This is a genomic window from Amycolatopsis keratiniphila (assembly GCF_000400635.2).
GTDB classification, from domain to species: Bacteria; Actinomycetota; Actinomycetes; order Mycobacteriales; family Pseudonocardiaceae; genus Amycolatopsis; species Amycolatopsis keratiniphila.
This window is the reverse complement of the sequence record NC_021252.1, coordinates 3,867,392-3,879,579: the sequence shown is the minus strand read 5'-3', so window position 1 is coordinate 3,879,579 and position 12,188 is coordinate 3,867,392. Positions and strand designations below refer to the sequence as shown.

General features: G+C 71.0%; 13 protein-coding genes. 1 reads left to right on the top strand and 12 read right to left on the bottom strand.

The annotated features are described in order from the left end of the window. Window positions 1-17: 17 nt before the first annotated feature. The 11 genes from AORI_RS58685 to AORI_RS58635 all read right to left on the bottom strand — a co-directional run bounded on the left by AORI_RS58685 (window position 18) and on the right by AORI_RS58635 (window position 10,518). Window positions 18-1,001 carry a FecCD family ABC transporter permease gene (locus tag AORI_RS58685; protein ID WP_016333895.1) on the bottom strand — a complete coding sequence of 328 codons (984 nt, stop codon included), beginning with the start codon at window positions 999-1,001 and terminating at the stop codon, window positions 18-20. Next, window positions 998-1,999 carry an ABC transporter substrate-binding protein gene (locus AORI_RS58680; protein ID WP_016333894.1) on the bottom strand — a complete coding sequence of 334 codons (1,002 nt, stop codon included), beginning with the start codon at window positions 1,997-1,999 and terminating at the stop codon, window positions 998-1,000. Before AORI_RS58680 ends, AORI_RS58685 begins: the two co-directional genes overlap by 4 nt. 28 nt (window positions 2,000-2,027) lie before the next feature. Further along, window positions 2,028-2,882 carry a siderophore-interacting protein gene (locus AORI_RS58675; RefSeq protein ID WP_016333893.1) on the bottom strand — a complete coding sequence of 285 codons (855 nt, stop codon included), beginning with the start codon at window positions 2,880-2,882 and terminating at the stop codon, window positions 2,028-2,030. Next, on the bottom strand, window positions 2,879-3,112 hold the full coding sequence (locus AORI_RS58670) for a phosphopantetheine-binding protein (protein ID WP_016333892.1): 234 nt from the start codon (window positions 3,110-3,112) through the stop codon (window positions 2,879-2,881). Before AORI_RS58670 ends, AORI_RS58675 begins: the two co-directional genes overlap by 4 nt. After that, entirely contained in the window at window positions 3,109-3,780 is a 672-nt protein-coding gene (locus AORI_RS58665) for an isochorismatase family protein (protein WP_043848092.1), read from the bottom strand. The genes AORI_RS58670 and AORI_RS58665 overlap by 4 nt, the downstream gene beginning before the upstream one ends. Then, entirely contained in the window at window positions 3,777-5,399 is a 1,623-nt protein-coding gene (locus tag AORI_RS58660; RefSeq protein ID WP_016333890.1) for a (2,3-dihydroxybenzoyl)adenylate synthase, read from the bottom strand. Before AORI_RS58660 ends, AORI_RS58665 begins: the two co-directional genes overlap by 4 nt. Continuing rightward, window positions 5,396-6,589, bottom strand: coding sequence for an isochorismate synthase (locus tag AORI_RS58655; protein WP_016333889.1), 1,194 nt, complete (start codon window positions 6,587-6,589; stop codon window positions 5,396-5,398). The genes AORI_RS58660 and AORI_RS58655 overlap by 4 nt, the downstream gene beginning before the upstream one ends. A 136-nt stretch (window positions 6,590-6,725) precedes the next feature. Beyond that, window positions 6,726-7,475 carry a 2,3-dihydro-2,3-dihydroxybenzoate dehydrogenase gene (gene dhbA / locus AORI_RS58650; protein ID WP_016333888.1) on the bottom strand — a complete coding sequence of 250 codons (750 nt, stop codon included), beginning with the start codon at window positions 7,473-7,475 and terminating at the stop codon, window positions 6,726-6,728. Window positions 7,476-7,925: 450 nt separating this feature from the next. Further along, window positions 7,926-8,384 carry a GerMN domain-containing protein gene (locus AORI_RS58645; protein ID WP_016333887.1) on the bottom strand — a complete coding sequence of 153 codons (459 nt, stop codon included), beginning with the start codon at window positions 8,382-8,384 and terminating at the stop codon, window positions 7,926-7,928. Then, window positions 8,381-9,787 (bottom strand): ATP-binding protein, encoded by a 1,407-nt coding sequence (locus AORI_RS58640; RefSeq protein ID WP_016333886.1) that lies wholly within the window; start codon window positions 9,785-9,787, stop codon window positions 8,381-8,383. Before AORI_RS58640 ends, AORI_RS58645 begins: the two co-directional genes overlap by 4 nt. Further along, window positions 9,784-10,518, bottom strand: coding sequence for a response regulator transcription factor (locus AORI_RS58635; protein WP_016333885.1), 735 nt, complete (start codon window positions 10,516-10,518; stop codon window positions 9,784-9,786). Before AORI_RS58635 ends, AORI_RS58640 begins: the two co-directional genes overlap by 4 nt. Before the next feature lie 154 nt (window positions 10,519-10,672). Here AORI_RS58635 and AORI_RS58630 point away from each other — a divergent pair, with 154 nt between their 5' ends. Then, window positions 10,673-11,173 (top strand): M15 family metallopeptidase domain-containing protein, encoded by a 501-nt coding sequence (locus AORI_RS58630; RefSeq protein WP_043848806.1) that lies wholly within the window; start codon window positions 10,673-10,675, stop codon window positions 11,171-11,173. On the opposite strand, the gene AORI_RS58625 is transcribed toward AORI_RS58630, so the two are convergent. Continuing rightward, a complete protein-coding gene (locus AORI_RS58625; protein ID WP_016333883.1) occupies window positions 11,163-12,164 on the bottom strand; it encodes a saccharopine dehydrogenase family protein in 1,002 nt (333 codons plus the stop codon). The two genes, AORI_RS58630 and AORI_RS58625, sit on opposite strands and share 11 nt — an antisense overlap. Between the last annotated feature and the right edge of the window lie 24 nt (window positions 12,165-12,188).

Here is a 12,188-nt window from a genome sequence, read left to right as displayed (position 1 = left end):
CCGCAGGACGAGGGTGCTCACAGCGGCGCCGCCCCGTATTTGCGGACGGCCCAGATCAGCACCGGGCCGCCGAGGAACGCGGTCACGATCGCGACCGGCACCTCACCGGTCGGCAGCAGGATCCGGGAGCCGACGTCCGCGGCCAGCATCAGGACCGGGCCAAGCAGCGCGGCGAACGCGATCAGCCACGGGATCGACGCCCCCGCCACCCGCCGGGCCAGATGCGGCACGATCAGCCCGACGAACAGGATCGGCCCGGCCAGCGCGGTCGCCGCGCCCGCCATCAGCGTGATCAGCAGCAGGGTGACCGTCCGGACGCGTGCGACGTTCGCGCCGAGCGTATGCGCGACCGTCTCGCCGAGCGCGATGGCGTTCAGCTGACGGCTCACCGCGAACGCGCCCAGCAGGGACAGGCCGATGACGATCAGCGGGACCGTCACCGGGGCCTGTTCGCGACCGGCCAGCGAACCCACCGACCAGAACCGGTAGACGTCGAAGGTGTCCGGGAACAACAGCCGCAGGCCGAGGGTGAGCCCCAGCAGCACGGCGCTCAGCGCGGTCCCGGCGAGCACGAGCCGCAGCGGCGACTTGCTGCCGACCGCGTACACCAGCGCCGACGCGCCGACCGCGCCCAGCACCGCAAGGCCCAGTTCGGCGGGCGCCGACGCGGCGAGCCCGAACGAGGAGCCCACCGCGATGGCGAACCCGGCCCCGGCGGTCACGCCGAGCACGCCGGGTTCGGCCAAAGCGTTGCGGGACAAGGCCTGCACGAGCACGCCGCCGACGGCGAGCGCCGCGCCGACCCCGATCGCCAGCACCGCCCTCGGCATCCGGATGTCCAGGACCACCGCCCGGTCACTCGGATTCCCTTCGCCCAGCAGGGCGCGCACGACCTCGCCGGGGGCGATGGCGTGCGCGCCGACGCCGACGCTCAGCACGGCGACCACGACGAGCCCGAGCAGTGCGGCGCCGAGCAGCGCGGACCGCCCGGTGGTGGTCACTTCTTCAGCAGCGGCGCGAACGCCTGGTCGACGGCGTCCAAAGTGGACGTCGCGGCCCGGTAGGTGGCGGCCTCGGTGAAGCGGAACGGGTAGACCTTGCCCGCCTTCACCGCGGGGAGTTCCTTCCACAGCGGCGAGTCGAGGACGTACTTGACCGGCGCGGGCACGGAACCGTCGGCGGCGACCGAGTAGGTGATCGCGTCGGCCTGCGCGAACGCGGTCGTCAGCTCCTCGATCGACGGGTACTCGCTGACGTCCTTCGAGCCGCCGCCCTTGACCTTGACCTGGCCGTAGTAGGTGGCGCCGACGTCCTGTGCGACGTTGGTGCCCCACGACCCGTTGAACTCACGCTGGAAGTTGCCCTTGGCGACCTCGCCGTAGGCACCGACGTGGCCCAGCTTCAGCTGCGGCAGCACGGCCTTGTACTTGTCGGCGATTCCCTTGGCCTTGGTGTCGTACGCGGTCTTCAGCGCGTCGAACCCGGCTGCCGCACCGGCGGCGTCGGCCTGCTTGCGCGACAACTCACGCCACATCGACGGCACCGACGGGCCGATCGCCACGACCGGCGCGATCGCTTCGAGCCGCTTGATGTCGATGTCGGCGAGCACCGGCTTCGGCACACCGATCACGATGAGATCCGGATCCGCCTGCGCGATCGCCTCGTAGTTCGTCTCCGACGCCGACTCGCCCGCGACCTTCGCCAGCTCGTCGTACTTCTTGCGCTCCTGCTCGTTGAACAGCGGGATCCCGCGCTTCCAGCTGGACACCCCGACCAGCGGCGCGCCCGCTTCGAGCAGGGCGGGCACGGCGTAACCGGTGGCGATGACCCGCTTCGGCGAGACCGGGATGGTGATCTGGCCGTTGTCGGCCGCGAACACCCGCGTCGGACCGCCATCCGCCTGCCCGGCGTCGCCGGACCCACAGGCGGTGGCCGCGGTCACGACCGTCAAAGCGAGCGCGAGCGCTCCGGCGAGACGGCGGGTTCTTGTGGTGCGCATGGGTTTTCCTCGGTTTTCTTGGTGGGGATCAGTGGTCGTGCTCGTCGTCGAAGTCCGCGACGCCGCGTTTCCAGTAGCCGGTCACGTCGTGGTCGTCCTTGCCGAGCCCGAGGTCGTTCTTGAGCCAGCGGCGCAGCGGTTTGATCTGCCCCGCTTCACCGGCGACCCAGGCGTAGAGCCGTTCACCGGCGGGAACCTCGATGGTCTGGACCGCGCGGGCGAGGACGTCGGAGGCGCCCGGCGCGACGTCGCCTCGATGCAGCCAGTGCACCTCGACGTCTTCGGGCGCGGACAGCTCGATCTCCTCGCTCGCGTCGGTGACCTCGATGAACGCCCAGCCCGCGGCGGTGCGCGGCAGTTCTTCGAGCCAGCGCGCGATCGCCGGCAGCGCGGTGACGTCGCCGGCGAGCAGGTAGCGGTCGTAGGTGTGCGGCACGATCAGCCCGCCGGGCGGACCGGCGACGTGCACCGGCGTGCCGGGCGTGACCTTCTCGGCCCACCCGGAGCCGAGCCCCCCTTCGTGCAGCGCGACGTCGAGGTCGAGCTCCCCGGAGGCCGGGTCGTACCGGCGGACCGTGTACTCGCGCGACGTCGGCGACGGCTTCGGCCAGCGCAGCATGTCACCGTCCTGCACCGGCAGCCTCGGCTCGGCGTCGAGTTCGGGGAACAGGATCTTCACGTGCTCGTCGGGCGCATGCGCCTCGAAGCCCGCCGTTCCCGGCCCGCCGAGGGTGACCCGGAGCAGTCCGGAACCGATCATCTCGGTGCGCACGACCTCGGCCTGCCGGATGCGGATCGGATACGGCACCTTCTCCGCGTGCCGTCCCGCGCGGACTTCGGCGATGCGCTCCAGGTGCCGGTGGCGATGATCGGCGCGGCTCACGCGGTGCTCCCGGTGAGGACCCGCGTCCAGTGGCCGAGGGTCGGCTGTTCGGCGAGGTCGGCGAATTCGAGCGTGTCGGCGCCCTCGGTGCGCCACTGCTCGACCAGGCCCATGATCCGCATCGAGTCGAGGCCGAGGTCGGTGAGGTCGGTCTCCGGCTTCAGCTCGGCCGGGTCGCAGCCGAGGAGTTCGGCGACGTCGGCGTGGATCTTTTCGACGGTCAAGCTCATCGCGGTGCTCCGGCGTGGATCGGGGCCAGCGCGGCGAGCGCGGCGGCCGTGGTGGTCAATGCGCCGCAGCGCTGGGCGACGTACTCGCAGGCCTGGTCGTGGCGTTCGCGGGAGAAGTCCGCGACCGCGTCGCCGACCAGGAACGGCTGGATGTCGCGCATGAACGCCTCGACGGCGGTGGCCTGGCAGCCGATATGCGCGTAGACCCCGGTGATCAGCAGCTGGTCCCGGCCAGCTTCGGCGAGCTGCTCGGTGAACGTGCTGCGCTGGAAGGCGCTGTAGCGCCACTTCGTCAGCACCTTGTCCCCCGGCTTCGGGGCGAGCTCGGCCACCACGTCGGCCGCGGCCGGGTCGTCGTCGATGACCGCGCCGATCCCGTCGCCCCAGAACTCGGTGAGCAGGCCGCGATCCTCGGCGGCCTGGTGGCCGGGCTGCGCGGTGTAGAACACCGGGACCCCCGCGGCGCGGGCGGCGTCGGCCAGCGCGGCGATGTTCGCGACCATCTCCGGGACCGGCGATCCCGCGTACGGCGCGAGGAAGTACCGCTGCGCGTCGTGCACCAGCAGCGCGGCACGGGCGGCGTCGGGTTTCCAGCCGACCCGTCCGGCGGGCAGCTCGGCCTCCGTCGGGAGGGCGTAGGGCTCGATCTTGGGCAGTGACACTCTCACTTCTCCTTCGCCAGAGCGGCCAGCGCCGCCCGCAGCTCGCGTTTGCTGGTCTTGCCGACCCCGGTCACCGGGAACTCCGGCACCACCTGGACCAGATCGGGCACCTTGAACGCCGCGACCCCGCGTTCCCGGACGAACCGGCGCAGCTCCGCCGCCGCGGGTTCGGCACCGGCGGCCGGGACGACGTAGGCGCAGGTGCGCTCGCCCAGGTACGGGTCCGGCACCGCGACGACGGCGGCGTCGAGCACGCCGGGGTGGGCCATCAGGTGGTTCTCGACCTCCTCAGCGGCCACCTTCTCGCCACCGCGGTTGATCTGTTCCTTGGCCCGGCCGACCACTTCCAGATGCCCGGACGGATGCCGCCGCACGAGGTCACCGGTGCGGTAGAAACCGTCCTCGGTGAACGCGGTCTTGTTGTGCTCCTCGGCGCGGTAATAGCCGCGGATCGTGTACGGGCCGCGGGTCAGCAGCGCGCCGACCTCCCCCGGCGCGACGACGTCGTCCGAAGTGGACAGTGGATCGTCCGGGTTCACCACGCGGATCTCGTCGTCCGGCGAAATCGGCCGTCCCTGTGTGGCGAGGACGTACTCGTCCGGGTCGTCGAGCCGGGTGTAGCAGACCAGCCCTTCGGCCATGCCGAACACCTGCTGCAGACGGCATCCCAGCGCGGGCCCGATCTTCTCGGCCAGTTCACGGGCGCATTTCGCGCCGCCGACCAGCAGGACGTCCAAAGAGGACAGATCGCGCCCGGTCCGCGCGGCCGCCTGCGCCCACGCCGCGGCGAGCGGCGGTACGAGCCCGGTGATCGTCACGCCTTCGGCCTCGATGAGCCGGAACGCGGTGTCGGCGTCGGGCCGCGGCGCGAACACCGTCGCCGCGCCCGCGTGCAGCGCGCCGAGCAGGCCGGGCGAGCTGAGCGGGAAGTTGTGCGCGACCGGCAACGCGGCCAGGTACACGCTTTCCGGGCGCAGGCCGCAGATCCGGGAGCTTTCCCGGACGCTGTAGAGATAGTCGTCGTGCGTGCGCGGGATCAGCTTGGGTAATCCGGTGCTTCCCCCGGACAGCTGGAGGAACGCGACCCCGGCGGGATCGGGATCCGGCAGAGCGCGCGGAGTCGCCGCTTCCAGGACGGCGAATTCCTCCGTGCCGACGACGAAGACGTTGCGCACCGAGGGGATCTCGGCCGCGACCGCGCGCGCCATGGCCGCGTGGTCGAACCGTTCGTGTTCGCCGACGGTGAGGATCGCCGCGGCCTCGCTCTGCTCGGCGAAATGCCGCAGTTCGCTCGCGCGGTGCGCGGGCAGCGCGAACACCGGCAGCGCACCGGCCCGCCACAGTCCGAACACGACGGACGCGAACTCCGGCACGTTCGGCAGTTGCACGACGACCCGGTCACCGGCCTGGATCCCGGCCCCGGCGAATCCGGCGGCGAGCCGGTGCGCGCGCTCGTCGAGTTCGGCGAACGTCCAGCGGGCGTTCTCGCCGATCACGGCGAGGCGCTCGGCGTACGCCTCGGCGAGACTGGTCAGCAGCTTCCCGAAGGTCTGGCCGCGCCAGTACCCCGAAGCCCGGTAGCGCGCCGCGGTTTCCGGTGGCCACGGCACGTGATCGGCGGTCATTCCACTCCCTCCAGACCGAGGGCTCGCAGCATGGTGCCGAATTTCGCGCCGGTCTCGGCGAGTTCGGCCGCCGGATCGGAACCCGCCACCACTCCCGCGCCGGCGAACAGCCGGACGGTCCGGTCCCGGACCTCGGCGCAGCGGATGGTGACGACCCATTCGCCGTCACCGTCCTGATCGGTCCAGCCGACGAGACCCGCGTAATAACCGCGATCCTCGGGTTCGAGCGCGGCGATGGTGTCGCGGGCGAGTCCGGTCGGGACGCCGCAGACCGCCGGTGTCGGATGCAGCGCCTCGGCCAGTCCGAGCGCGGACGAACCGGCGTCGCTCGCGTCGGCGAGGTGTCCGCTGATCTTGGTCGAGAGATGCCACATCGTGGGCGTGCCGATCACTTCGGGTTCGGCGGGGACGTCGAGGTCGACGCAGAACCGGCCCAGCACTTCGGCCACCTGGGCGGCGACGTGCGCGTGTTCGTCACGGTCCTTTTCGGACGCCAGAAGATCCTTGATCCGCCGGGAGTTCTCGGCGTCGTCGGCCACCCGCGGCCGCGATCCCGCGAGCGGGTTGGCCGTGACGACGCGACCGCGGCGGGAGACCAGCAGTTCCGGGCTCGCGCCGATCAGGGTGCGCGGCGCGGGATCCCCCGGTGCGCTGACGTCGACGGCGAACGCGTGGGCGGCCGGGTCCGCGTGGACGAGCCGCGCCAGCAGCCGCGGCACGGCGACGGGGCCGCCGCCGGTGATGTCGAGGCAGCGGGCCAGCACGATCTTGCGCAGGTCACCGTCGCGGATCTCGTCCAGCGCCCTCGCCACGGCAGTGGTGTAGACCTCCGGCGCGGGCCGCGGCGACACCGTCCAGTGCCCGCCGAGCGGGGCGACCGGACCACTCGCCTTCGGTGGTCCTGCCTTGCGCACCAGGGCGGGCACCACCAGGCTGCTCGGCGCGTCGGGCCGGAATCCGATCGCTCCGGCGACGACGGGTTCGGTCACTCCCGCCACGAGAGCGGCGTCGAGGACTTCGGCGGCGGCGCGGGCACGCTTGCCCGGCGCCGCGTGGACCGGCGCGTACACCCCGTCGGCGAGCAGCGATCCTCGGGCGGACGAGTAGTAGAACGATCCGGGCAGGTATGCCGCCAGCAGATCGGCCGCCTGATGGACCGGCCTTGGCCGGGCCGGTGCAGGTGAGGACACGACTGGATTCCCTTTCGCGAATGCTACTGACCGAACAGGCGCTCGTGACACCCCAGTACAAAAGCGCCGACTAGAGCTCTTCGGTTAGCCTAACCTAATCGTACGGACCCGAAAAGTCTTCGTTGCGTCATCGAGATCACGCGCGGAGCGTCGCGCCGCCGTCGACGTAGAGGTTCTGCATCGTGATGTGCCGCGCGCGGTCGGAGGCCAAAAACAGTACGGCGTCGGCGATGTCGGCCGGCTCGGCTATCCGGCCCAGCGGTATGCCGACACGGTATTGCTCCGGATTTCCCGCGATGACACGGTCCGCGCCGTTCTCGTCCGTCCACAGTAGACGTTGCATGTCGGTGTCGGTCGAACCGGGCGAGACGATGTTGCAGCGGATGCCGGAGCCGGCGAGTTCGAGCCCCAGACAGCGGGTCAGCATCGTCGCGGCTGCCTTCGACGCGGCGTACGCGGCCATCCCGCTGCGTGGGACTCCCGCCGCGTTCGACCCGACCGTCACCAGCACACCGCTCCGGCGGGGCAGCATCCGGCGGGAAATCTCGCGGAGCACGGTGAAGACTCCGGTGGAGTTGACCGCGAAAGTCGCCGCCCAGTCCTCGTCGCTCGTGTCGCAGACGGACCCCGGCTTCAGCACACCCGCGACGGACGCCCCGATCCCGATCGGCCCGAGTTCGCTTTCGACCTCTTCGACCACCCTCGCGACGGCGGCGGGATCCCCGACGTCCGCGACGAACGACGTCACCCCGTCCTGGGAAGCGCTTTCGACCAGGTCCACCGCCGCCACGATCGCGCCCGCCTCGGCGAGCCCGTCGACGACGGCCGCCCCGATCCCGCGCGCACCCCCGGTGACGAGCGCGACCTTGCCCTCGATCCCCTCCACGCCACAACCACCCTACATCCGGTTTGCTTAGCCTTGCCTAAGCTATCGGGCCTGCTCGGACAAAGCGAGGGACCGACACCGGTGATTCGGGACACTTCTCTTTGGCACGGGGACGGCAAAAATGCCGTGGTGCGCGCCGTCCGCATGTGCATGGCCGCAGTCCGTGAAGGCCTCCTTCACTACCCTGAAGGTAGGGAAGGAGGCCTTCACTACTCTCGCGGCCGCCGGGCCTCGAGTTTTCCTAAGGGGTCGGTCAAACCGGCCTCCTCCGATGTCGACTCAGGCCTGGGGACTGTGTGGATTTTGGGACGTTGGATGACCAGAAATCCACACAGTCCCCAATCACCGGTCTGGTCATGCCCCTCAGAGAGTCGAAGGCTCCTTTCGTCGCATTAGACGCGGCGAAGGGAGCCTTCAGCCCACAGCCGTCACCGCACACGAACACGACCCCTAACCAGGCAAAGGACACGACAGCGGACCCCGCACGGATCCCCCGCCCCGCAACGTGATCTGCGCACTTCCACCCAGAGAATCCCTGGCAGTGCACACGATCTGATCGACCGCCCTCGCCGAGAGCCCGGCGACGTCGATCGACAGCGTCACCGTGACCCCGTTCGGCGCGGGTGTCTGGTCCAGCACCGTGGTGCCGGACGGGACTTCGGTGGTGTACTGCCGTTCCCGCTCGCTCTCGTCCGGTCCGGCGGCGAGCAGGTCGAGGCTCACCGGCGGCGACTCGTCGGCGAGCGGGCGCAACACCCGCACCGGTTGCCCACCGGACAGGAAGTAGAGCACCGCGGCGTTGGCCGGGCCCGCCGGTGCGGGCGCTCCGGTGATCACGGCGCTCGGCCGGACACCGCAGCCCCCGACCACCGAGACGAGCAGAAGCGCCGAAAACCAGATCTTCCTCATGCCGTCACTCCCCGCCGGGGCAAGCGCAGGGTGAACACCGCGCCACCGTCGGTACCGTTGGCCGCGCTCAGCGTGCCGCCGTGCAGCCGGGCGTTCTCCCAGGCGATCGCCAGCCCGAGCCCGCTGCCGCCGGACCTCGCCCTGGCCGAATCCGCCTTGTAGAACCGGTCGAACACGTGCGGCAGCACCTCGGGCGCCAGCCCGGAGCCGCGATCCGAGACCTCCAGCGTGATCTGCTCCCCTGCCTCGGAAAGCCGGAGCGAGACGGGCTTTTCCCCGTGCCGCAAGGCGTTCCCGACCAGGTTCGCCACGATGACGTCGATCCGCCGCGGATCCCACTCGGCGAAGATCCCGGAGGGCAGGTCTCCTTCCACCTCGTTCGTCCAGCCCCGGATGCGCAGGCTCGCCGTGATCACCTCGGCGACATCGACTTCCTCCGGTGCCAGCGCGGCGGCCCCGGCATCGAAGCGGGAGACCTCGATGAGGTCGTTCACCAGCCGCGTCAGATTGTGCGTCTCCTCGATGCTCATCTTCGCCGCGCGCCCGGCGTCCCCCGGCAGGCTCGACGCCTCCTGCTCCAGCACGTCCGCGACCGCGGTCATCGCGGCCAGCGGGGTGCGCAGTTCGTGCGATACGTCGGCGACGAACCGCCGCGCGTCGGCTTCCATCCGCTCCAGCTCACCGACATGGCGTTCCAGCGAGTCGGCCGTCTCGTTGAACGTCCGCGCCACCCCGGCCAATTCGTCCGAGCCGCGGACGCTGACCCTGGCCCGCAGGTCGCCTTTGCCCAGCCGCCGCGCCGCGTCACCCAGTTCCCGCACCGGCCGCAGGACCCCGCGGGCGGCCAGCAGCGCCAGCCCGATGGCGAAAACGAGCGCCAGCCCGCCGATCAGCCAGGCCCGGGTGGCGAGTTCACCGATGTTCCGTTCCTCCGGCACCAGCCAGCCGGCGACATAGGCCTCGATCCCGGACGCCTGCCGTTTGCCGTTCGGCAGGACGACGATGAACGCGGTTCCCACCACCAGCATCGGTTTCCCGTCGGACATGACCCGCTGCCACGCGACCGACCCGGACTTGACCGCCGCCCGGAGCTCCGGCGAGATCAGCGCCCGCATCTGCTCGTTCCCGACCGCCTTGTCCTCGTAGAAGACCAGCGAGTTCAGGTCGCGATCCGACAGCTCCCCGCTGATCCGGTTCAGTGTCGCGTCGCTCGGCGGCAGCGGGCCGAGCGGATACAGCGCGGTGGCCTTGTCGACCAGGACGCGGGCGGTGGCGTCCTGCGCCTGCTGGAGGATCAGTGTCCGGGACTGGACATAGGTGCCGCCGGCGACGGTCGCGGCGGTGATCACGACCAGCAGGCTGAACGCGACCAGCAGCCGCGTACGCAGACCCCAAAGTTTCACAGCGGCCCGAACCGGTAACCGAATCCGCGAACCGTCTGCACGTACACCGGTGCGGACGAGTCGTCCTCGATCTTCGCCCGCAGCCTCTGCACGCAGGCGTCGACGACGCGGGAGTCGCCGAAATAGCCGTGCTCCCACACACTTTCCAGCAGGTACTGGCGGCTGAGCACCCGGCCGGGGACCTGGGTGAGTTCGAGCAGCAGCCGCAGTTCGGTCGGGGCGAGGGCGAGCGGCTTGCCCGCCTTGGTCACCGTCAGCCCGGCACGGTCGATGCCGAGATCGCCGTGCCGCTCGATCTCGACGGGCGCGGGCACCGCGGGCGCCGGTTGCCCGGTGCGGCGCAGCACCGCGCGGATCCTGGCCTCCAGCACCTGGGCCCTGGCCGGTTTGACCACGTAGTCGTCCGCGCCGGCGGCGAGCCCGGCCACCACGTCGATGTCCTCGTTGCGCGCGGTGAGCATGATGATCGGCAGATCCCCCGCCGCGCGGATCCGGCGGCACACCTCGAAGCCGTCGAGTCCGGGCAGCATGAGGTCCAGCACGACGATGTCCGGCGGCTTCGACGCGAGCCGGGCGAGGCCTTCCTCACCGGTGGCCACCGCGTCGACCGCGTGGCCGCGTCCGCCCAGCGCCATGCTGAGCCCGTCACGCACGGCTTGGTCGTCCTCGATGAGCAGCACCCTGGGCATGCCGACGACTATCGCAGCGCCGGACGGAATCCGCTCGTCCATGACACGCCATGGTGCCCGTCCTGTTTCCGCGGAACGTCCACGGAATGTCATCGTTGCGTCACGACGTGAACCGTGCGGAACGGTGACATTTTCGTCGGCGTCCGCGCACGTCGTCGCGATCGGGTTCGGACAGGCGGCCGCGACCGTTGACGGCATGAAAGAACTCCTGCTCGCGGCGATCACCCGAGTCCTCGCGGTCCTGCTGCTGATCCCGGCGTGGCTGGTCTCCCCCGGCCGGGCCCGCCGTCTCGCCTGCGGCTGGGCGCTGTCGCTGCGGTTCCCCGCCGAGAACCTCGCCGGGCTCACCCCCGGAACGCTCGCCGCGTTCACCGACGCCAGGACCGAGGCGTTCTGGCGGCATCGCACGCTCCTCGGCGTGACCTCGGGACATCGCGACGCCGCCGAGCAGCATGGGCTGTTCCTCGCCGAAGCCGGGCGAAAGCGGGTGCTGCCACCGAAGGATTCCGCGCACGTCCGGGGCACCGCGCTGGACGTCCGGCCGCGCGAAGGCGCGCAATGGCTGGAGGACCATGGCGCCCGCTTCGCGCTTTACCGGATCTACGACAACGAATGGTGGCATTTCGAGTACCGGCCCGGCGAGGCTCCGCCCGAGCGGTTGCCGCATCCGGGCTGGCGGGCCGGTGTCAGCCGGTGACCGTGATCCGCGGTGCCAGTGCCGCCAGGAAATCGGGCGCGTCGAAGATCTCGCCCGCCGACACGACCCCGGTCGCCTTGACCCGTCCGTCGAGCACGCGCTGGACGGCCTCCACCACCAGCGGCGCCGTGATCGCGTAGATGTCCTGGCCCCGCGCGACGATCCGCCGTTCCTCCCCACCGGACCGCACGACGACGTCGACCACGAACTCCTGCGAAGACGGGCCGTCGGAGGAAGGCGCGGGTGTCTCGGGCGTCACCACCTCGCGCGCCGCGTCCACGGTCATGTACGTGGTCACTTCGGGGATGTCGAGGTGACTCGGCACGGTGACGACGTCGGCCATCGTGAACTCGCCGAGCACGGCGCGGGTCCCGAGCGGCGCGGGGAAGTCCCAGTCCAGCTCCGGCAGCGCGTCCTCGCGGCGTTCGATGCGGCCGCCGGAGAACCGGATCCGCTTGCCGTCGCGCCGTTCCCGCGAGACCTTGCCCGCCGCGCGGGTCCCCTCCGTCGGATGCCAGCTGCTCAGCGCGTAGGCGATGTGCGCTTCGTCCGCCGAAGTCCACTCGCCCATGGCGGCGGTGACCATCAGATCGCCGAGCCCGCCGAAGAACGCCATCGCCGGGACCACCGTCGCTCCCCCGGCGCGGCCGGCGAACTCCGTGAAGGTGTCCATGTTCGCTTCGAGTTCCGCGGCCACGTCCAGATACGGGACGCCTGCCCGCAGCGCCGCTTCGATCACCGGCGCGGCGGTGTCCGCGAACGGCCCGGCGGCGTTGATCACCGCGTCCGCGCCCGCGAACGCGCGGTCGAGCGAAGCCGGGTCGTCGACCGAAGCCCGGCGGATCTCGACGTCGGTCCAAGGCAGGGCGCGCAGTTTGGCCTCGTCGCGCCCGACGGCGAGCACGCCGAAGCCCCGCTCGCGCAATTCCGCCACCACGAACCGCCCGGTGTGCCCGTAGGCCCCGAACACCGCGACGTCGTACGTACCCATGATTTCTCCTGCCCTCGGTCGATC

Bases quoted from the DNA above. Each gene is read 5' to 3' on its own strand.
- AORI_RS58680 (WP_016333894.1), bottom strand. From the start codon at position 1,999: ATGCGCACCACAAGAACCCGCCGTCTCGCCGGAGCGCTCGCGCTCGCT.
- AORI_RS58670 (WP_016333892.1), bottom strand. From the start codon at position 3,112: ATGAGCTTGACCGTCGAAAAGATCCACGCCGACGTCGCCGAACTCCTC.
- AORI_RS58660 (WP_016333890.1), bottom strand. From the start codon at position 5,399: ATGACCGCCGATCACGTGCCGTGGCCACCGGAAACCGCGGCGCGCTAC.
- AORI_RS58645 (WP_016333887.1), bottom strand. From the start codon at position 8,384: ATGAGGAAGATCTGGTTTTCGGCGCTTCTGCTCGTCTCGGTGGTCGGG.
- AORI_RS58635 (WP_016333885.1), bottom strand. From the start codon at position 10,518: ATGGACGAGCGGATTCCGTCCGGCGCTGCGATAGTCGTCGGCATGCCC.
- AORI_RS58630 (WP_043848806.1), top strand. From the start codon at position 10,673: ATGAAAGAACTCCTGCTCGCGGCGATCACCCGAGTCCTCGCGGTCCTG.
- AORI_RS58625 (WP_016333883.1), bottom strand. From the start codon at position 12,164: ATGGGTACGTACGACGTCGCGGTGTTCGGGGCCTACGGGCACACCGGG.